Source organism: uncultured Polaribacter sp., from assembly GCF_947501385.1.
Classification (GTDB): domain Bacteria; phylum Bacteroidota; class Bacteroidia; order Flavobacteriales; family Flavobacteriaceae; genus Polaribacter.
Genome location: NZ_CANMVP010000033.1, coordinates 1 through 23129, shown reverse-complemented (window position 1 = coordinate 23129; position 23129 = coordinate 1). Strand labels below are relative to the sequence as shown.

Here is a 23129-nt window from a genome sequence, read left to right as displayed (position 1 = left end):
TGTGCGATATTATAACCGATTTAATGAGTCTTAAAAATCCAAGTAGTACGGTAATAAATTTAAGATCTAAAAAATGGAAAGTGTACGAATAGGTAATAAAGTGATATTCTTTTTATTATTGATAGCGGTTTGTTTACATAAATCCTTTGGAGCACCAAATACTATTTTAAAGAGACAAAAGCTATCTAATGAACTATCAGAAAGAAGAATTGATATTCTTGCTGACTCATTAAAAACCAATAAAGCAAACTATTATAATGAACAGTTAGATAACACCAACGGACTCTCAAACAGTTCCGTGAATACTATTTTTCAAGATTCTGAACATTTACTATGGATTGGCACATGGGATGGATTAAATAGATTTAATGGAAAAGATTTTAAGATTTTTAGACCTGAGTTAAATAATGAAAACAGTCTTTCCAATCAAGTAATCTTAAAAATTGATGAAGATGACATGGGTTATATATGGGTATTAACCATGCACGGATTAAATAGATACGATAAAAAATCAAATACATTTAAGAGATATTACTTTTCGAGAAAAGACAAACCTCTTTTTTCAGAATCCGAGTTTAACATGACGCTTGATGCCTCCAAAAAGGTGTATTGCGCAGTTAAAGATTGGGGAATTGGATATTTTGATGGAAATGATTTTCAATTATTAAATACTAAAAACCTTCCTACGAATGCTATAAAAAAAATGACATTTGCACCAACGGGAGCATTACTTTTGTTATTAGATAATAATGAACTCTATTCCCTAAAAATAAAAACAACTAAAATAGGTGCAAAAATAGTGTCCCAAAATGAGAAGATTTTAAATGATGTCAAGGATTTTGAGGTATTGTCTAGCGATAAAATATGTTTTATTTCTACTTCAGGTAGTACGGTGCTATATTCTTTTAAAGACCAAACTAAGCTGCAAATCAATAAAGGGACGTTTCTAAATATTATATCCAGTACTAAAGAAGGTCTCTTGTTACATGATAATTCAGGATATTTTATAATGGATAGCTTAGGAACAACTACCAATAATTCATGGGTTAAAAACTTAAAGAACAAAAATATAACGACATTAATACAAGGAACTGAAAATATAATTTGGACAGGGACCGATGGTGATGGTCTTTTTAAAATGAACCCGCTTAAGAAAGTGTTTCATTTGGTTTCTAAAGCACAGGTTCCCGAAATGGATGGGGGTATTGTCAGGGTATTTTTAGAAGTGGAAGGACATTCATTTTGGGTAGGAACAAAAGGAAAGGGCTTATTCCGTTTTCCGTCAAAATTCTATCTAAATCCAAATGAACCACTAAGTTATCAGCATTTCAATGAAAGTAATAGCTTAATCAATAATGCTGTATTTTCACTTTGTAAGGGAAGGAACGATCTTGTTTTTATTGGAACGGATGGAGAAGGGATGGATGTTTTTGACTTAAAAAATTCAAAACTCATTAGTTGGCAGGATATTGTGGGAAATGAAGCCTGTGCATATTTTAAATCAACGTATGCAATTTATCAGGATGAAAAAGGATTTATCTGGCTTGGAACCAATGGATATGGAATGATTCGTTTTAAAATTTCACGTTTGGGCGGGACTTTAAAAGTCACTGATTTTAAGCAATACCTAGCTGCAAATGACACAGATGGATATTTAAGCAGCAATATTATTTTTTCAATAGTTCCAAAAAGCAATAATGAACTTTGGTTAGGAACAAGATTGGGAGGATTAAATCTTTTTAATAAGGAAACGGGTAGTTTTAAAACATTCAAAAATAGTAAGAGCGATTCACAAAGTTTATCAAATAACGATATTTTATGTTTGCATACAGATGCAAATAAAAAACTTTGGATAGGCACGAGTTTGGGCTTGAATTTGTTAGAAGAATTTAAGGATGAAGAAACACCTAGATTTAAAAACTTTACAGTAAATGAAGGGCTTCCCAATAACACCATTCATGGAATAGTTTCAGATGAAGAATCCAATCTTTGGATAAGCACCAATTTTGGGGTATCTAATTTTATATTCAAGGATTCAAAATTTATTAACTATACTAAAAATGAAGGTTTGCAAAATAATGAATTTGCAGATGGGGCTTTTTATCAAAATAATAGTACAGATTTTGTTTTTATGGGCGGAATCAAAGGATTTAACTATTTTTTGCCTTCCAAAATAGAAGAATCCCAAGTGATACCAGATCTTCTTATCGATAAAATTAGTGGCCAAAATCAAGACGCTCCCTATTATCAAAGTCTCGTGATATCTACAAAATCAAAGACATATCCATCTATTGTTTTAGAGCACGACCAAAACTTTTTTGATATAGAATTAGCAGCTTTAACGTATATAAATAGTGAAAAATGCCAGTATGCCTATAAATTAGATAATTTTGATCAAGATTGGAATACCATCAATAATAGAAGAATCATCTCTTTTACGAATGTGCCCAAAGGATCTTATGCACTCTGGTTAAAATGGTCTAATAGTGATGGTGTTTGGAGTGATGCCGTTCATGCTGTTGACATCAAAATCAAGCCTGTTTATTGGCAGTCAAACGTGGCCCTATTTATTTATCTTATTTTACTGGGTCTATTTCTCCTTTTTGTTTGGAGCTATTTTAGGAAACAGTATAAATTAAGACAAAATATTATTTTTCAAAAACGAGAAGAAGAAATACACCAAAACAGGCTTACATTTTTTACAAATATTGCACATGAATTTCAAACGCCTTTAACCTTGATCGTTGGTCCTGTTCAAAAACTTGCGGAATCTGAGAATCTGGGAGAAAGAAGTAAGAAATTTATAAATATGATACAGCGAAATGCTTCAAGACTACTTTTTTTAACACAGCAGTTACTTGAGTTTAGAAAAGCTGAGTATGATTATTTAGAAGTCACTGTAAAGCAATTTGATTTGGTTAATTTGATTGAACAAATTGCTGAGCTTTTTGATGAATGGGCATTGGATAAAAATATTAAATATGATTTGGAATTGCCACTAGAACTAATCGGGTGGTACGATAAGGATAAAATTGAAAAAATCATTTTTAATTTGTTGTCTAATGCCTTTAAATATACGCCAAAAGATGGCAGCATTAAATTGGAGTTCAATGTAAAGGGAGATGCTATAAAAACACTTTGTATTATAGTATCGAACACAGGAAAAGGCATTTCTAAAGAAAAGTTAGATTCATTATTTGATCGATTTTTTTTATCAGATGTTGAAGATAAATCAGACACTGGTTTGTTTAGAACAGGCATTGGGTTAGCATATATTAAAAAATTAATAACGGTATTAAGGGGCGAAATTGAAGTGTCAAGTAGACCAAATAAAATTACAATGTTTACAATTACTATACCCTGTAGTAAAGAATCATTTAAAGACAATGAAATTGATACAGAGGGAAGTCAAATCCTGATTTCAGATTATCTTAAAAACATTCTTGAAGAAACCCCAAATGAAACTGAAGATACATTTAATAAAATGTCGTCACTAGAAGCGTTTCTAGAGCAACGTAAAGTGATATTAATCGTTGAAGACGAAAAAGAAATTCAACTGTTTTTGAATGAATTATTAAAAGAAAAATATAAAATTATAATAGTAAATAATGGATTTGAAGCTATAGAAAGGATGAAAAAAGAGCTTCCTGATATCATTATTACAGATGTTATGATGCCAATAATGGACGGTATATCGTTTTGTAAAAAAGTTAAAAATGATGATAGAACATGCCATATTCCTTTAATAATGCTTACTGCAAAAAGTTCAATTCAACATCGTATTGAAGGCTTAGAAAGCGGTGCAAACTCATATATCCCAAAACCATTCCATCCAGATCATATCCTTGTTAGGGTTCAAAAACTAATTGAAGAAAGAGAGCTTATTTTAAAACAGCTATCTCAAGACACCTTTATAGAGAACATCAAAGATCTTCCGGTACATAATGATGATAAAGAATTGTTACGAAATGTCATCAAATTAATACGGAATAATATAGATAATGAAAATTTGCAAAGCCTATTTATAGAAGAGAAGTTAGGAATAAGCAATTCACAGTTATATAGAAAAATTAAACAAAGTTTTGGTTTTTCTCCTGCAGATTTAATAAGAACTATAAGATTAAAATATGCTGCTGAATTGTTACGGAAAAGTAATTGTACCGTTTCAGAGGTGTGCTATCGATCAGGTTTTAATAACCGATCTTATTTTTATAGGGAGTTTAAAAAAATGTACAACAGCACGCCTAAAAATTATCAAATGAATAATAATTCAGGAATAATATAAGAATAATTCATTTTAACCCTCTAAAAATAAGGTTATTATAAGTCAGTGTACACTTTTGGAGAAATAGTGTACACTATTTTTCATGTTATCCTGATATCTTTATCATGTGATTTTTTTAATCATAACCATACAATACCTTAACGAATTCAATTCACTTATAATTATTTAGAATTATGAAAAAAACTACTCAAATGATGAATCAATTAAAAACGTTCTTATTATGAAAAAAAATATGATTTATAACCTATTCTTAATAGGTGTATTGTTATTTGGGGGAACTGTGTTGGCTCAAACAATTACAGGTACTGTTTCAGATAATAATGGGCCCATTCCTGGTGTAAACATTCTTGTAAAAAATACCTCTAAAGGAACGGTGACCGATTTTGATGGGAACTATACCATCGATAATGTAGAACCAAACGCCATTTTGGTTTTTAGTTTTTTGGGATATACCACAAAAGAGGTACCTATAAATGGAAAGACGCTTATTGATGTTGTATTGATAGAAGATTTACAAACATTGGAAGAAATTGTTCTTGTAGGATATTCATCAAGAAAAAAATCAACATTAACTGGAGCCGTTTCAGTAGTAGATATGGGCAATCTTGAAAAAACCAGAGTAGTAAATGTTACGCAAGCTTTACAGGGGCAAGTGCCAGGTGTACAAGTAACCTCTAGTACGGGTGCTCCTGGAGATCCTATAGAAGTACGTATTCGTGGAGAAGGAACTATAGGTAACAATAATCCTTTATACGTAGTAGATGGTCTTCCTACAAGAGATATCAATTTTTTAAATCAAGCTGATATTAAATCAATGACGGTTTTAAAAGATGCTTCTGCCGCAGCTATCTATGGCTCCAGAGCTTCGGGAGGTGTGGTATTAATCACGACAAAAAGCGGAACGAAAGGAAAAATAAGTTTTGATGTTAACTATTTTACGGGGCTTCATTTTGCTTCTAATCTTCCTGACATGCTAAATGCAGAACAATATATGAATACTGTTGAAAAGGCTTGGAACAATTCTGACAGAACAGGAACAAACCCTTACACAGCAGATAAAGGTAGAGCTGATTTTTCTGATACTGATTGGCTTGATGAATTATTTGAAACTGGAGAATCACAAAATTTACAATTTACAGCAAGTGGAGGAAGTGATAAAATTCAATTTTTAATGTCATTGAACTATTACGGTCAAGATGGTATTGTACTCTTTGATAATGATCAATACCAAAGATTGGCTTATAGAACCAATTTAAATGTAGCGCTAACAGATCGCTTTAAAATGGGAACAAATCTTCAATTAACATATGCTATACAAGATAAATTATCTTCAAAAGGTGATGTACCTGGTGTGGTTAGACACGCTCTTTTAAGACCACCTGTTCTTGGTGTTTTTAAAGACGTGAATGATCCTACTTATTCTATAAGAGATCCCTATACAGATTTGCCATTTTATACAGATAGAAATGGTGGATGGGAAAGTGAGAAGTACGAATGGTCTTCAAACCCAATCGCTTTGGCTCATTTTACAGATGATGTACGAAAAGATTTTAGAACATTTGGAAATGTATTTGCTGAATATTCATTTTTAAAAGATAAAGAATTAACATTTAGAACCAATGTTGGAATAGATTTATCATTTATTCATAACAAAGCATTTGGTGAGAATTTTGGTGATGATGATGGACAAGGAAACGCAATTGATCAAGGATTAGGAAGAAAAAACAGGCCCAATAATTTGAATGAAGAAAGAGGTGAATTGCGCACAATAACATTTAGTAATACATTAAACTATGTAAAAACAATTAACGAAAAACACGATGTTAACGTATTACTTGGTTCAGAATTTATAGATTCTCGCTCCTCTTCTATTGGAGCCAGTCGAACTCGTTTTCCATATACATTTGAAAACTTTAGATATTTAGACAATGGTGCCACAGATATCGATTTATGGAATAGTGGAAGCGCTACAGAATCTACCTTATTCTCTTTTTTTGGATCCACTACTTATGTATTTGACAGTAAGTATATGGTAACTGCTAATTTGAGAGCAGATGCTTCTTCTCGTTTTTCTGAAAAGCATCAATGGGGATACTTCCCTTCGGTTTCTGCAGGGTGGAAAATTTCTGATGAACTTTTTTTAAAAGATGTAGATTGGCTATCTAATTTAAAATTAAGAGCAGGCTGGGGGCAAGCAGGAAATCAAGAGATAGAGGATTATAACTACTTAACTTTAATCAGTCAGACAGATGGTAAGATTATAACAAATAGATATGGAAATGAAGATGTAAAATGGGAAACTTCTACTTCTACAAATGTTGGAATTGATTTAGGTATATTAAACAATAAATTGGCAATATCAATAGATTATTTCCAAATAAATACAGCTGATATTTTATTGCCTATTGGCTTACCAAGTATTGTAGGAGATGTAGATGTTACATTTGTAAATGCTGGAGAAGTGAGTAATAAAGGTTTTGAACTTGGCATAAACTACAGAAATTCTGATCATGAATTTAAATACAGTATCAATACCAATTTAGGAACTTCAACTAATAATGTTGAAAAATTACACCCAAACTTACCAAACTTACAAGGTAGTGTCACAAAGACTGAAGTTGGAAGCTCATTAAATGCTTATTATGGCTATAAAATGGTTGGGATTTATCAAAATCAGACTGAAATAGACAGCCATTTAACCGAAACACCAGATTTAGAAAAACCAGAGCCAGGAGATCTTAAATTTAACGATGTAAATAATGATGGAAAAATTGATGCTGATGACAGAACATTTATCGGTGATCCAATTCCAGACCTCACCTATGGTATTTCTTTTTCAGCAAATTACAAAGGGTTTGATTTTTCGATGCTTTTGCAAGGAGTAGAAGGTATTGACAGATACAATGATTCTAAAAAAATACTAGATTATGACTCACGTCCTTTCAATTATACCACCAATATTTTAGGTGCTTGGGATGGTGAAGGAAGTTCGAATACCATACCAAGAGTTACATTTAACGACAATGGAAGTAGCAGGGTATCAAGTGTTTTTGTTGAAGATGCATCCTACTTGCGTCTTAAAAATATTGAATTTGGCTATACCATAAATGATCTGAAGGGACTTCAAAACATACGTCTTTACTTGTCTGGTCAAAATTTATTTACAGCAACAAACTATACTGGAATGGATCCAGAATCTGTAGATTTAATTGATATGGGAACTTACCCGTCATCAAGTGCAATTCTATTTGGCGTAAATGTTAAGTTTTAATTTATAAAATCATTAAAGATGAAAACAATATATAATAGTATAATCGTACTCTTTATCATTCTGGTAGGTTGTAATGACGAACTTACTAGGGATCCAATCGGACTACTAACCATAGATCAAGTAGATACAACACCTACATTAATAGGTTTAGAAACCTCCATAAGATCGTCTTATGAACCCTTAGGAAGCACCTTAAATAGTATTTTTGGAGGATGGGACTGGACTGGGGGAACGGTATTTAGAAATGACATTATTTTACAGGACATTGCAGCCAATGATATGAATAAAAAATGGAGTCCAGATGGCGATCAAGCTTGGATGGATGAAGTAAGTTTTTTTAATTTCACTTCAGAAAACCCAGCATTCAATGGCATTTGGGCGTATAATTATGAAGGTATCAATAGGGTAAACTTCGGGATAAGCTTATTAACAAATAATGAAACAGTGCAATTTGTAGGAATGAGTGAAACTCGTAAAAATCAATTATTAGGGGAAGCTTATTTTTTACGTTCTTTTTACTATTTTGATTTGATAAACAATTTTGGAAATGTACCCGTATTACTTACGCCTTTACAATCATTTCAAGAAGCGTTTGAAGTTGCAGTAAATGTACCTGTTAGTGAAGTTTTGGCTCAAATTAATTCAGATTTATCAGAAGCTAAAAAATTACTACCTAATACAAAATATCCAGATCCATCAGACAAATCAAGAGTTTCAAAAGGAGCGGTAATTGCATTGCAAGCAAAAGTTGCCGTGCATTATGGTAATGATTGGGGCAGTGTACTCAATTTAATTGCAGAGTTAGATGCACTCGCTTTTTACAGCCTAAATACCAACTATTTTGACAGTTTTGACGCAAGCAAAGAATTTACTGATAATGAGGTTATTTTTGCTTATGACCACCGTTCTGGTGAAGTTCCAAATAGAGGAAATGGACTTGCAGCAGTTTCTGGATGGGGCTTTTTTGCACCTACAGAAAATTTTATAAATGCTTTTGAGCCCAATGATCCTAGGTTATTATATACTGTGGATGTAGCGAATCAACATGTGTCTAAAATATTGGGATCAACTATAGATTATAAAGGGAATGATAATTCTCCTGGGAACAGAATTTTTATTCGCTATGCAGATGTATTACTTTGGAAAGCGGAAGCATTGAATGAAAATGGAGATTATCCGGGTGCTATTGCAATTATTAATCAAATTAGAGCAAGAGCAAGAACAAGTCCTACAGCAGACGGTTCTACAATTCCTGCAGGCACTTTAGTAGACAGACCCAATTCCACGAATCCATCTCAAATAAAAGACTGGTTAATGTCTGAAAGAAGAGTCGAGTTAGGTTTTGAATCTCAAAGATTTAATGATTTAAAAAGATGGAAAACAGCCAAAACAGTTCTAACAGATCTTGGTAAAAGTTTTCAAGACCATAATTATTTGTATCCAATTCCTCAAAGAGATATTGATAAATCTGGAGGAACCATTACACAAAATACTAATTATTAGAATTTTTATAAAAACAGTTTTTTAGTTTGGTTTTATTGATAAAGAAAAGAGAAGTAGTCTTTAAGTTGGTTGCTTCTCTTTAAATCAATAAAAATAGGGTTGCTTACTTTAAACAACTCAATATTGGTTCAGAATAATCATCAAAAAAATAGTATGACTTCAAAATTAAAACCTGTAAACACAAATAAAATTGGTAGTCATGACATTTATATCTAGAAAAAGCATACTCTTTTATGGGATACTACTTTTAGTATTTGTGTCATGCAGTTCAAAGGAACCCTTTGAAGATGATAATATTTCGCCGCCACCCAAAGACACCATTACAGCTTCTGCCCCTTTATTTAATGATGCTATAAATTTTAGTCATTTTAATCATCTTTATAAAGAGATTCGTTTTAATGAAAAAAAAGTTGGAATTATTCATATTTATAGTGAATACCCAAATTATGAGTATGCAATTGAACCCAATGAGGGCTTTACTTGTGTAGATGATGTTGCGAGAGCAATTGTAATGTTGTCTAAATATTTGGAATTATATAATACCGACGAAATTGCGTTAGAAAAAATTAAAAACCTTACCGAATTTGTTTTACAGATGCAAAACCAAAATGGTTACTTTCATAATTTTATATGGAATAATCTTTCTATAAATACTACATACAGAACATCACTTGCAGTTTTAGATTGGTGGTCATTCAGAGCATTATGGGCGTTAGAATCCGCATATCCTTTTTTAAAATCTGATGAAGATATAGGAGACAGAATAGCATTGGCTTCAGAAAAATTAATAACAACTATTAAAAGAGATCTTCCAACAACGTATTTAAACACAGAATTTATCAATACGATAGAATTACCCACATGGCTCCCTAATAAATCAGCGGCAGATCAATCGGCCGTATTAATATTGGGTGTATTAAAATATTATTTAAGAACAGCTGATGAAGATGCTAAAACAATAATTGATCAATTAGCGACAGGTATATTAGTTATGCAAAAAGGGGACGCTAACAATTTTCCATATGGCGCTTTTTTAAGCTCTGAAAATGTATGGCATGCTTGGGGAAACAATCAAGCCTATGCGTTATTAAAAGCAGGACAAGTTTTTAATAAGCAAGAATATATTAATAGTGCGCTTCTGGAGATTGAAAATTTTTACCCTAAAATGCTACAAAATGGTTTTGCTGAAGCTTTTTGGATAAACAAGTCTGGAGATAATTTTGTTGAAGTAAACAGAAACGAATATCCTCAAATTGCATATGGAGTTAGACCGATGATTTGGGCAGCTTCTGAAGCATATCAGTATTCAAATGATGAAAAACATTTAGCGATTGTTAATGGACTAGCGCTATGGATATCAGGAAAAAATGATGCTAATAAAGCCATGTATAATCCAGATACAGGCGTTTGTTTTGATGGAATTACTGGGCTAAATGAAGTAAATATGAACTCTGGAGCAGAATCAACGCTAGAAACGTTGCTCATGCTTTTAGAAATTGAAAAACTAAAATAACAACCACACATATAAACTCCTTATATTTTGAAAATACAATCCTAAATTTCATGAAAAATATCTCAAAAAGAAATAATCAAAATCCTCTTATTTCCCCAAAAGATTTAGAACCCAGCAATGAAAACATGATTATTGAGTGTTTGCTAAATCCGGGCGTGTTTGAGTTTAATGGGAAAATAGGACTTTTGGTAAGGGTGGCAGAACGCACGGTTCAAAAAGAAGGTCTCTTGTCCGTACCCCTTTACAATGATTTTGGCAACGTTGAAATTTTGGATTTTAATTTGAATGACCCAAAACTGGATGCGTCCGATGCCAGGGTTATCAGTTATGATGGCATAGATTATTTAACAACCATATCACATCTTAGGTTGCTTTTTAGTGAGGATGGAATAACATTCAAAGAAGGCAAAAATTACCTTTCGCTTTTTGGAGAAGGCGACTATGAAAGCTATGGTATTGAAGATTGTAGGGTTTCAAAAATTGAAGATACCTATTATTTAACCTATACCATGGTGTCACCCAATGGTGTAGGCGTTGGATTAAGAACAACAAAGGATTGGAAAAACTTCGAAAAAAAAGGCATGATATTTAGTCCGCACAATAAAGATTGCGCCATTTTTGAAGAAAAAATAAATGGTAAATATTTCGCGCTTCATAGACCAAGCAGTCCAGAACTAGGGGGAAACTATATCTGGATTTCAGAGTCCCCGGATAGTATTCATTGGGGCAATCATAAATGTATTGCAAAAACACGAGATGGAAAGTTTGATAGCAAACGTTTAGGGGCAGGGGCTGCCCCCATTAAAACGGATAAAGGGTGGTTGGAAATTTATCATGGTGCTACAGAAGCTAATCGGTACTGTTTAGGTGCTATTTTATTGGATTTAGAAGATCCTTCAATAGTTATTGCGCGTTCTGAATTGCCCATTATGGAACCCATTGCCAGTTATGAACAAACTGGTTTTTTTGGAAATGTGGTTTTCACAAACGGACATATAGTCGATGGGGACACCATCAAAATGTATTATGGAGCATCAGATGAACATGTTTGTTTAGCTAGCTTTTCAATGAATCAAATATTAAAAACACTGGGACAATAATGATAGATTTAGCAAAAGTAGGATTAAAAGATTTTACAAAGAGTGCAAAAATATTGATACTTACAAATACCATTTATGCTTTTGTATTGCCCGTAATCGACATTTTTGTAGCGTCGTACATCATGAGAAATTCTAACGATCCTTCAAAAGTTATCTTATATCAATTGGCCATTTATGTGGGGATTCCCATTACTTTTTTTATAAATGGATTTTTATTGAACAAAATCAATATCAAAAGGTTATTCTCATTGGGAATGATACTAAGCGGCGTCTCCATGGTGTTTATGATGTCTTTAGATGAAATTAATTATACAGGAATAGCCATAGCCGGTTTAATCATGGGCATGTCGTTTGGGCTGTATTGGGCCAATAGGGACTATTTGGTACTGGCTACCACCAAAGATAGAACACGAAATTTTTACTATGGTCTGGAAACATTTTTGTACACCATCATTGCATCTACGGTACCTGTCCTTATAGGATGGTTTTTAATGAGCGGGGAAGTGGAAGGCGGTTTGAAAAATGAAGGTGTTAATTCAGCTTATAGGGTCATCACCATGATTGTTTTTGGCATTACCATATTGGCATCTATCGTATTTCATTTCGGGACCTACGAAAAACCAAAGAATGAGAAGTTCTTATATTTTAAATTTCACAAACTCTGGAAAAAAATGCTTCAATTGGCCGTATTAAAGGGGTTGGCACAAGGTTTTATAGTTACGGCACCTGCTATGTTAATGATGAAATTTTTCCACTCAGAAGGCGCATTGGGTTCGGCAATATCAATAGGCGCCGTTATAGCCGCTGTAATTATGCTGCTTCTAGGGAAATATTCAAAACCAAAACACCGATTGGCTATTTTTTCCGTGGGGCTCATTTGCTTTTTCTTGGCATCATTTTTTAATGGGTTGCTTTTTAATACAACAGGCGTCATCTTATTTATGTTTTTATTATTGATAGCCAGACCGGTTCTTGATATTGCTTATTTTCCTATTCAATTAAAAGTTATAGATTTACTTTCATCAATAGAAAACAGAAATGAGTTTTCCTATATTTTAAATCATGAATTTGGTCTGTTCGTCGGTCGTTTTTTAGGCGCAGGTACGTTCTTGGTGATTGCTTTTTATATAAATACGGACATCGCATTAAGGTACGCCTTATTGATTATTGGTGTACTTCAATTGCTCTCTATAATTATTGCAAAACAGCTTTTAAAACAACAAGAAACATTGGAAAATGAAACCTTAGCGACTAAAAATGTAACCACTCAAAATAAAGATGTTATAGGGATAGATGTTACGAAAGTTCAATAAAAAAGAATATTACAGATGAAAATAATGAAATACATTCTAGTTTTAATGATCGGTTTGGGTATTTATTCATGCAAAACCGAAACATCAAAATTTACCATAGAAAATCCAGTCGATCAGCTTCATTTGAGCCGGATTGATTCCATGCCCAATTTACCAAAACCATTTAAGATTATCGACTTCCACCAGATAGCAAAAGATTATGATAGATTGGTGTACGACCCCAATCAAACAGGAATGTATTGGCCTTTGATCTGGAAAGATAATTCCCGTAAAAATGTAGATCAAGAAACCTACGGGATTTATACAGCAATGGGCGATGTTAGACAAGGAATAGCACATTATGATGGTATTTTTCATGAATCCTTGGCGAGTATTGGTTCTGTATTAGGGGGCAGTTTGGTAGGTGTAGATAAATCGAACCAGAATGGTAAAAACTATGCGGGTATGCTGAAAAATTATTTCAATTCCGAAACGAAATGGGATATTATGATGAACAATACCTGTCCAGAGGTCGCCCAATTAGGTGGTGGCTATGCTAGAGATTGGTGGTATGATGTGTATCCCAACGTGATGTTTTATGCGGTGGCGGATTTTTATCCAAACGAAACAGGTTTTGAACCCATTTTACGTTCTGTAGCCGATAAATTTTATGAGGCTGATGCTGTTTTAGATGGTGATTACAGCTATTCCTTTTTTAATTACGCCACTATGCAACCCACTAAAAATTGGATTTGTTCACAAGAAGATGTGGCTGCAGGACATGCTTATGTGTTGTATTCTGCCTATCAAAAATTTAATGACCCAAAATATTTAAAAGGCGCAAAATCATCATTAGAAGTACTTTTAAATCAGAAAGAAAATAGGTTTTATGAAATATTAATGCCTTTTGGAGCTTATGTAGCGGCCCGTTTAAATGCCGAAGAAGATACCAATTATGAGTATTCAAAAATATTAGATTGGACTTTTGATGGTACCTCGGTTTGTAGAGAAGGTTGGGGCGTTTTGGTTGACAATTGGAATGGTTATGATATTTCGGGAATTGTTGGAAGCACTGTAGATCAAGGTGGTTTTGGGTTTTTAATGAATACCTATGATACCATGTGGCCCTTAGTGCCGATGGTTAGGTACGACCAACGTTATGCAAATGCCATAGGTAAATGGATGTTGAATGCCGCTAATGCATCACGGTTATTTTATCCCTATGAAATTCCAGATGAGCACCAAACAATTCCTGAGGAAAAGGAACATACTAAAGGAGTCATAGCTTACGAGGGGCTTATAAAAAAATCGCATTATGTAGAGGAAGGACTGTATTTAGATTTAGAAGCGCCCATTGCAATTGGTGATGGCATGAAATGGAACAAAGACAATCCTAAAGTATCCCAATTTAGCGTTTATGGCAGTGGGCATGTGGGAATTGCTGGTGCCATAATTTCTAAGACCAACGTTGATAATATCTTGCAATTGGATTTGTTGGCAACAGATTTTTATAAATCCGAAGCACATCCTTCATATCTATATTACAATCCAAATCCAGAAGTTAAAGCCGTAACCATTTCAACAGGAGCACAAGAATTAAAGATTTACGATGCCATTCAAAGAGCATTTATTGCCGAAAATGTAATTGGTGATTTTACTTTTAATATTGCCAAAGAACATGCGGCTTTATTGGTTTTTGTTCCTCAAAAAGCTGTTATTTCAGAGAAAAGTGGAAAATTATACGCAGATGAGGTGGTAATAGATTATCATTATAAATCGAAAGAATAGCGCATGAAAGCGGTTGTTCCATTTCTTTTATGTCTTTTATTGATTTCTTCATGCAATTCAAAGACTATTTCAGGTTCATCAGATAAAACATGGTGGAAAGAAACTGTTTTCTATGAAATTTATATGCCCAGTTACAAAGACAGCAATGGCGATGGTTACAGTGATTTTAAAGGATTGACATCCAAGTTAGATTACATTCAAAACTTGGGAATTAAAGGTCTTTGGTTAACGCCTTTTTTGCAATCGCCAAAAGTAGATAATGGCTATGATGTTTCTGATTATTATAAAATTGATTCCACTTATGGCACCTTGGAAGATTTTAAATATTTCTTGGAAGAAGCCCATAGAAAAGACATCAAAATAATTATGGATTTGGTTTTAAATCATACGTCTACCGAATCAAAATGGTTTCAGGAGTCGAAAAAATCAAAAGACAATTCCTACAGGGATTATTATATTTGGAAAGACCAACCCAATAATTGGGAGTCTTTTTTTGGTGGATCTGCTTGGGAATTGGATAGCACCACAAACCAATATTATTACCATCAGTTTGATGTTAAAATGGCAGACCTTAATTGGGAAAACCCAAAAGTTGTTGAAGAAATTCAAAAGGTTTTAAGATTTTGGTTGGAGTTGGGTGTTGACGGATTTCGGTTGGATGTTATCAACTTTTTGACTACTGAAGGGATCACTTTAGACAATCCAACAAATGAAAAAGGAGAACAGGAACACCTCAATGATATTAATCAAAAAGGTGTTAAAGAGGCCATGAAAAGGATTCGAGCGACCATTAATGAATACGATAACCGTTTTATTGTTGGAGAAATAGGAAGTGATAAAATTGAGGTTTTAAAACAATATCAAGGCACAGAATTATTGGACGTTGTATTCAATTTTAATTTTGGAAGTATAAAAGAATTTTCTGCACAACGAATATTTGATGAGTTGCAAAGCATGGAAAAAAATATGAGCAATTATCCAACATTATTTTTTGGAAGTCATGACATGCCACGTCTTATAAATCGTCTCGCAAACAATAATCCTAAAAGAGCTGAAACTTTAGCAGCTTTAATGCTAACGGCAAAGGGCGTTCCCTTTATATATTATGGCGAAGAGATTGGTATGGAAAATATTGAAGCAAATTCAATAGATGAAATGATGGATATTCAAGGGCGTACACACTATCATTTGGCTTTAGATAATGGAACGTCTAAAGAAGAAGCCCTTATAAAAGGAAATACCCATAATAGAGATAAATCTAGAAGTCCGATGCAATGGGATAATAGTGATAATGCAGGATTTTCAAATAAGACCTCTTGGATAAAGATTCATCAAAATTATAAAGATTTGAATATTAAAGCTTTAGAGAAAGACAAAAATTCATTACTTAATACGTATAAAAAAATAATAGCATTACGTAATTCTGAATTGACCCTTCAATATGGAGAATATACAGATTTAACGTTTTCAGATGATTTAATTTCATTTTCAAGAACAAGTAATTGTGAATCCATTACGTGCTATTTTAATTTTAGTGAAACATATTATGAAATTGTTCTAAAAGAAAAAGAAAAAACAGTATTTGGAAAATTGAAATTAGAACCCGACAATTTCTTAATTATTAAAGTCATAAATTAATACATAATGCATTATGTGCTACTATCTTCAATCAATAATATTCTAAATTCATTTTGATAGTAACAACAGATTATTTTTTCATTCCTTATCTCATTCATCTGCACAAAACCATCACTAAGCCTACGCTGAACTTGATTCAGCATCCATTCCATACGCTTACCTCAAGTATTTGCTGGTCTCATTTCACTAAGAAATAAAAAAACCACAATCCCCACCACCCTTTCAAAGGTATAAGTTCCAGCAATTAGTAATGTTTGCCATGTGTCTACGGTAGGTACATTTCATTCATTCAACCCCTTTCAGGGAATCATTCATTACATGCACCCACCTCACCACTGTACATAAAAAAAGTGCACCACTGCGTTAAGCACTTCATTTATTTTCCCAACTACTCTAACATCACTAATTACCTCCACCTAAGATACTTCCCGAATGATCACAAGATTTTTCGCTATAAATCTGATAAGTTGTATGCTAATTCCTCGGATCAACCGCAATACTCATTTTTTTAGACTGAATCACATTCATACTACAAAAGCCATATCTATTGATAATTTTTCCATAACAACCATAAATGCCCATTCCATTGATTGGAAATTGATGCAGCACATCTGTAAAATGTACCGCATCAAAATAATGACCAGCTTCATCAATAAAGGTACTCAAGCGCATGAGTTTATTTTGTGATGTTTTGTTAAATCTCGTATTGACAAGCATGCCATAATAATTCCGTTTTTGTTCTTTTGGTAAATCGAAACGCATCAATACGAACCAAAATCGTTAGCTGTTCTATCGAGATGGCAATCCGATCAATAAAATCATCCATAGAAAGAAAAAGTCCATGCAATTGACGCTCCGTCAAGAATTTTTGAACGGTGATGTCTTCCAAATTCTTTAAATATCCAAAACCTAAATAAATTGTTTTTTGCTGTACAGAATTTGCATGATCACTGCGGTTTATACAAGGCAATTCCACAATAGCACTACACATTTTAGCTTCATGTATATAATGCTCTGCAGAATAAAAACCACCCCCATTGTTTAAAACCGCCACCATAAATTCAATCGGATAATAGCATTTTAAATAGAGACTTTGATAACTCTCCACAGCATAAGAAGCGGAATGCCCTTTGGCAAAAGCATACCCTGCAAAACTTTTAATTTGATTCCAAACTTCATAGGTCAAATCGGTTGTATATCCTTTCTTTTTGCAGTTGGCTACAAATTTATTTTCTACTGCGGTAAATTCCGATAAGGAACGGTATTTTCCACTCATTCCTCTTCGCAACACATCGGCTTCACCCAAGGTCAAATCTGCAAACTGATTCGCCACTTTCATTACATCTTCTTGATAGACCATAACTCCATAAGCTTCTGGCATGATTGCTAACAAAATCGGATGCGCTTCTTTTCGCTTTTCAGGAAACCGATGTCTTTTGATGTATTCGTCTTTCATACCAGAACCAGAAACACCAGGGCGAATGATCGAGCTTGCAGCCACTAAACCTAAATAATCTTGCGTTTGTAATTTCTGCATCAAACCACGCATGGCAGGAGATTCCACATAATAAGCACCAATGGCACCACCATCTTTTAAAAGATTGTTGATGTTTTTATCGTTCTTAAAACTTTCAATATTTGTAATGTCGATGGGTGGATGATCAGGATTGTTTTCTTTGATAATTGCCAACGCATCTTTAATTTTTGCCAATCCTCTTTGTCCTAAAATATCAAACTTAAAATTACCGACATCATCGGCAATATTCATATCATATTGCACCGTAGAAAAACCTTTGGAGGCATACTGGTTGAAGAAAAATATTGAATGGGTTTGTCTAAAATTAAAATCCCTGCGGAATGTACGCTTACATAATTTGGGAACCCTTCAATGAGCTTTCCATAGGTCAACACCATTCAGAAATATCATCTAATTGATCCGATTGTATTTCTTTACTTAATTTGTCTATTTCCTCTTTTGGCAAGCCAAAAACTTTCCCCAATCCCCGAACTACAGCTTTGTATTTAAAAGTATTATAAGTCGCTAAAAGTGCCACATGCTCAAAGCGATCAAAATATATTGGGTGACGGTATGTCTATCTTTCCATGAAAAGTCAAAATCTATTTCATTTTTCTCTTGTCCTAAAATTGTCTGAAACAAAGAAAGAAATATTAAAGTGATTACAATCAGTTTTTTCATTTTATTGGTCGTTATTTTTTTCAATTTATCTTTTCGTTAATAGCAATGTTAAGGCTGTAATTTCGTTGCGGTGATGAAATCGTTAGATTTCGAACCGTAGAAATCGAGTTGGTTTAAAGTTAATGTTTTTCCAGATAAGGAAGGGGTAGCTATGAATTATAGCAATTGTTATGATTTCGTGTATTTATCTTTCATTAAGCATTATATGAATTTGTTCAGTAATTATTTTGCATTTCACTGGATCCACATGAATTCCAAAAGCTTGATTTAAAACAGTACTGGTCATTTTACTTACCTGATTCACCGTGTTGTTCTTTTTTATCTGAAACAGGATATCAGTCGCTTCAATTTCATAATTATTTAAATCGCCTATTTGAACCGATCGTTTTCCGAGTGGATTCCATTCAGTTAATAAAGCTTGTATTTTAGCAATATGTTCTTTATTCATCTTATGTCAGATACAAATTGAGATTGAGCTTTCCCGTCAATTTTTAAACCTCGATTGGAACAGTATTTTCTTAATTCGTTCAAATCGACCACGAAATCGTTCACGACCAAACCTTGTGAAGTCAAACGATGTTTTGCCTTTAAATAAGATTTGTGCCATTCCTTCCAAGTGTCATGCATGCTTTCTCGGTCGTCGATTAACTTCAGGAATTTTCTCCAATCTTTTTTTCGATAGTAGGCTAAATTTATCTCCATGATTCGCTTTTATTTCGGTTTTCAGCATGAAGCACAACGTTGTTGTATAGGAGTTGCTGCTTGTTTTAAGCAAGTAATTTAGTAAATAAAACACAAACAGCAAAATCCCGAAGGAATTTCCCAAGTGAGCTAAAACTAGCAATTAATTATACATGGCTTATCACACGTTTTTCATTTCAGGTTGATATTTATATGGGTTTTCAAATTCAGTTTTTCCATCGTGATATATTAAAAATTCCACATCATTTTCTTTAAATTCTAAAGTTACAATTTTATCGATTCCGGTCACGCAAAAGTTATTTCCAACATAATATTGTTTGTCTAAAATTCCAAACTCGGACTTTGTAATTACCAAACTTTCCCCACAAGCAAAAAATCCTCCAACTCGAACTTCCACGTTATGATTTGTGTTAATTTTAGATTTTGCAAAAGGTGGTTGAAATGGTAAAGTGATTAAATAAAAAAACACATATCCTATTTCCCAAAACAAACTTAAAATTCCAAAAATAAAAATTGGTATTGTCAAAATTCCGCTCAATATTTTAGTCAGACTTTTTTTAGTTAATCCGAAAACTAATATTGTAGAAAGCAAGAAAGTTAGTCCGATTATTGAGCTTGTATATTTTCCTTTTAGTCGGTAGTTAAAAACTAAAAGTAAAACACAAATTAAAATTCCGATTAATGAGTAAAATGAGATTTTTCTAATAACTTTTTCCAGTTTTGTAAAGTCATATTTTGTTAAAATCAGCACTACACTAATTCCTGAAAATATTGTTATTAAGACTATAAATGTTGTCATTTCTCAAGTGTGGTAGCGTATTTGTAGATGGCTGGTTGCGGAAAATCAGCTGTGATTTTTCGTCGTAACCGAAAGATAGCAATTTGCAATGAATTCCGATTAGGAATTCATTGCAATGAGCTATACACGTCTTCCATTGGCTTTTTTTGTTAATATTCTAATTTAATTCCATATTCACTGGCTTTTGAAGATAAAGATATTACTTTCTCGTTATATTTATCTTCCATTCCAATTTCAGAAATTCCATTTATTGCGTTGTCAAACATTTTTTCTAATGCTATATAATAATTCTCATCCCAATATCCAAAATCTTCAATAATTTCTAGGCAACAGCTTACATAATGTAATTCCAATTCAATGTTTAATTCCGTGATTTTCATTTTTCGAACTGTGCGAATTATTTTTCGTGCTTCGGTTTCGCGTAAGTCCATATTTCTGCCATTGGGATAAATATATTTTTCAATCTGTTTTTTATATTTTTCGGCAAGTTCTTTAGTTTCTCCCGTTGCAAAAATATCCAAGTAGTTTTTGGCTTCTGGTACTTTTTTATACAATTCTGAAATCAGTTTAATAATTTCAGTCTTTTCCATTTTGATCAGTTCCTTTTTTAATCCATTTAGAGCCATTTTTTAGTTCTATTTTTAGTTTGTGCTTGCTTATGGCTAAAGTTGTTGTATATGGTTTGTTGCGTGTTTCAAGCAACTAATTTAGTAAATAATTACTGACCAAGAAAGTCCGCGAGTTCCGAAACTTCGGGATTCGCAAGTAAGCAAAAAGTCATCAATAAAGTTTATATGGCTTGCCCACAGGTGTTACTTCTTTCGTTTTATTTTCTTTTTATTCTCAAATCTAAATTCATATAATTCTTGTAATTCGTTCATTATTTTTTCTTTCCATTGAGTCAGTTTTTCATTATTTCCGCCACTTTCAGTTTCTCTAATTAGTAATAATCTTTGTTCAGAAAATTCCGCCATTATTTCGTTACTGATTTTATTCATAATATCAAAACCTTTTGAGATTTTCCATTTTTCAATAAATAATCTCTTTCTAAATTTTCGTGCGTGAATTTCGGCAAGATCAAATTGAGTTTGTTGAAATTCAATTCGTTTATCAATATTCTCTACTTTTGCAGTATCTATCCAAGAGGCATTTCCTAAAAATAAATTTCCGATTTTATTATTTAGATTTCTTTTCAAAAAGTCAAATCCTTGTGCAGAGTAAGAAATCACAAATTGACTGTAAACAGCTTCATTATTTTCGTCACTAATTTTTATTTTGAAATCGTCAATTGTGAGTTTGTTTTCAGAGTTCCATCTTTTTTGTCCATCTTGTATTTCCTGTCCGAAGCTTAAATTCAAACAAATTATGCTCAATACAATTCCTATAATTTTTCCTTTCATTTCGGTTTTTTTTAACTTTTGGGCAGCGGCTAGTATAATAAACCTAGGGCAGGTGAGAAGCACTATGTTTAGTTTTATGAATTAGCTAAATATAAATATGTTGCTTTTATTTTTTACTTAAAAGACTAATTTTATATTTAGCGGCTTTTGTTAATATTTCTAATGTTCAAATTTAGCAGAATCGCCTTATGTTTTTATACATCTTTGTTGTGCGTCGTTTTTTTTACATCACATTAATCAATTTATCCGATAGTACGCCTATTTGTTCCTCATATTCCGCTACATTATTGATTATTTCTAAATATCGATTTTCGAGTTTTTTGTTTTCAAATATCAGTTCCTCATTCTTAAAAGTCCATTTCGTTTTATTTTTCTCAAGAAAATTAACAAGTTCAATTAAGTTATCGCTATAAGAAAGATGTGATTTTATAAACGGTTTAAAAATTTGCATTTGAATTGAATCTTGTTTGTTAATTCCCTTCATTATGCCTTTCAAGGTTTGGTTTTCTTTTGGAATGCCTTTGAAAAGGTCAGCTATTATAGTAGTTCTATTTTTAAAATGATTTTCATAAATTCTTGATTGAGATTTGTAATTTTCTAAAACACCGATTTGGTAATCATATTCATTTGGGTTTTTGAGAACACCATAATCTAAAATTCTTGGACTCATAACCGAATCGTATGAACTCTGCCAATTAATCATTACATTATTATTTATTTGGGTGAACTTACGCAGATTTATGTATACTTCCTGTTCATTTCCAGTACTGTTCTTTATCAATTTTGATAATCCGCCATCAATATTAGTAGAATGCTCTTTAAAAGCTGATACTGCATCCTCCTCATTGTTAATTTTATCCTTTAATTCTGAAACTGAATTTGAAATAGTCTTTACTCCTTCTGACTTTTCTTTGCTTATCTCGCCTATCTCTGTAATCATACCAAAAGTCATAACAACTAAAACAATATTGAAAGTGTATGTTCCAGCATAATTTTTCTTTCCACGAATTAACCAAACCACAAAAGCAATAATTAAAGGAATAAGACCTGCGGTTACAATCGAACCAGCCAGATAGCCAAAACTAAAGCCGTTAATTCCGTCCTTTCTTAAAAAAATAAAAGCTGAAATTCCGATTACAATTAATGCGAAAATCCAGTTTACTTTTGATAATTTAAAAGGGTGTTTTTGTTCTTCCATAAATTTTTTCTCAAATGACGCACAACGTTATTGTGTAAGATTAGTTGCGTGTTTTAAGCACTAAAGTTAGCAAATAAACACAGATAGAAAGTCCGCGAAAACTTTCGTAAATTGGCTAAAACCAAGCAATTTTTTATACACGTTGAGTGTGCCCAGCATGGGCATCTTTTGATTTACCGAAAGGTAAATAATTAATCTAGAGGGTGCAAGTCCCTTATGCGCAGGAGTAACCCTTCGGCTTCGCTCAGGACAGGCTCTCTGAAGCATTAGTAAGTCGCAAGCTCGTTTGTCGTGAGACATGGAGTGAAGGAAGCGGAACTACAAAACTCGGTACTGACCCTTCGGTTTCGCTCAGGATAAACCAAGCAGAAATCGTATACAGAGGCATATTTACTCGGGTAAGCAAGCACATCACTGTAACGCCCAACGATTAACAAGAGAGT

General features: G+C 32.9%; 13 protein-coding genes and 1 pseudogene. 8 read left to right on the top strand and 6 right to left on the bottom strand.

The genetic code is table 11. The annotated features are described in order from the left end of the window. The first annotated feature begins 73 nt into the window (after positions 1–73). From Q0998_RS17195 to Q0998_RS17160, 8 genes are all read left to right on the top strand, one after another. Positions 74–4285 carry a two-component regulator propeller domain-containing protein gene (locus Q0998_RS17195; protein WP_299672094.1) on the top strand — a complete coding sequence of 1404 codons (4212 nt, stop codon included), beginning with the start codon at positions 74–76 and terminating at the stop codon, positions 4283–4285. Between the two features lie 220 nt (positions 4286–4505). After that, positions 4506–7556: a TonB-dependent receptor gene (locus Q0998_RS17190; protein WP_299672092.1), complete on the top strand. Its 3051-nt coding sequence runs from the start codon at positions 4506–4508 to the stop codon at positions 7554–7556. A gap of 18 nt (positions 7557–7574) precedes the next feature. Next, positions 7575–9059 carry a RagB/SusD family nutrient uptake outer membrane protein gene (locus Q0998_RS17185; RefSeq protein ID WP_299672090.1) on the top strand — a complete coding sequence of 495 codons (1485 nt, stop codon included), beginning with the start codon at positions 7575–7577 and terminating at the stop codon, positions 9057–9059. Positions 9060–9258: 199 nt separating this feature from the next. After that, the gene (locus tag Q0998_RS17180) at positions 9259–10572 is read left to right on the top strand and encodes a hypothetical protein (protein WP_299672088.1); all 1314 of its coding nucleotides are present in this window, start codon (positions 9259–9261) and stop codon (positions 10570–10572) included. Positions 10573–10622: 50 nt separating this feature from the next. Beyond that, positions 10623–11672 (top strand): glycoside hydrolase family 130 protein, encoded by a 1050-nt coding sequence (locus Q0998_RS17175; RefSeq protein WP_299672086.1) that lies wholly within the window; start codon positions 10623–10625, stop codon positions 11670–11672. After that, positions 11672–12985, top strand: coding sequence for an MFS transporter (locus tag Q0998_RS17170; protein WP_299672084.1), 1314 nt, complete (start codon positions 11672–11674; stop codon positions 12983–12985). The genes Q0998_RS17175 and Q0998_RS17170 overlap by 1 nt, the downstream gene beginning before the upstream one ends. A gap of 24 nt (positions 12986–13009) precedes the next feature. Beyond that, positions 13010–14752 carry a hypothetical protein gene (locus Q0998_RS17165; RefSeq protein ID WP_299672082.1) on the top strand — a complete coding sequence of 581 codons (1743 nt, stop codon included), beginning with the start codon at positions 13010–13012 and terminating at the stop codon, positions 14750–14752. A gap of 3 nt (positions 14753–14755) precedes the next feature. Next, positions 14756–16390, top strand: coding sequence for an alpha-glucosidase (locus Q0998_RS17160; protein ID WP_299672080.1), 1635 nt, complete (start codon positions 14756–14758; stop codon positions 16388–16390). A gap of 474 nt (positions 16391–16864) precedes the next feature. Here Q0998_RS17160 and Q0998_RS17155 read toward each other — a convergent pair. The 6 genes and pseudogenes from Q0998_RS17155 to Q0998_RS17130 all read right to left on the bottom strand — a co-directional run. Then, positions 16865–18515 (bottom strand): annotated as a pseudogene (locus tag Q0998_RS17155) (DNA polymerase III subunit alpha); the annotation flags it as partial. Between the two features lie 256 nt (positions 18516–18771). Beyond that, positions 18772–19035: a hypothetical protein gene (locus tag Q0998_RS17150; RefSeq protein ID WP_299672078.1), complete on the bottom strand. Its 264-nt coding sequence runs from the start codon at positions 19033–19035 to the stop codon at positions 18772–18774. 414 nt (positions 19036–19449) lie between these two features. After that, positions 19450–20088 carry a hypothetical protein gene (locus Q0998_RS17145; RefSeq protein WP_299672076.1) on the bottom strand — a complete coding sequence of 213 codons (639 nt, stop codon included), beginning with the start codon at positions 20086–20088 and terminating at the stop codon, positions 19450–19452. A gap of 149 nt (positions 20089–20237) precedes the next feature. Continuing rightward, positions 20238–20714, bottom strand: a complete 477-nt coding sequence (locus tag Q0998_RS17140) for a DUF6155 family protein (protein WP_299672074.1) — start codon at positions 20712–20714, stop codon at positions 20238–20240. Between the two features lie 186 nt (positions 20715–20900). Continuing rightward, on the bottom strand, positions 20901–21488 hold the full coding sequence (locus Q0998_RS17135) for a hypothetical protein (RefSeq protein WP_299672072.1): 588 nt from the start codon (positions 21486–21488) through the stop codon (positions 20901–20903). Between the two features lie 223 nt (positions 21489–21711). Further along, positions 21712–22686 (bottom strand): stage II sporulation protein M, encoded by a 975-nt coding sequence (locus Q0998_RS17130; protein WP_299672070.1) that lies wholly within the window; start codon positions 22684–22686, stop codon positions 21712–21714. Between the last annotated feature and the right edge of the window lie 443 nt (positions 22687–23129).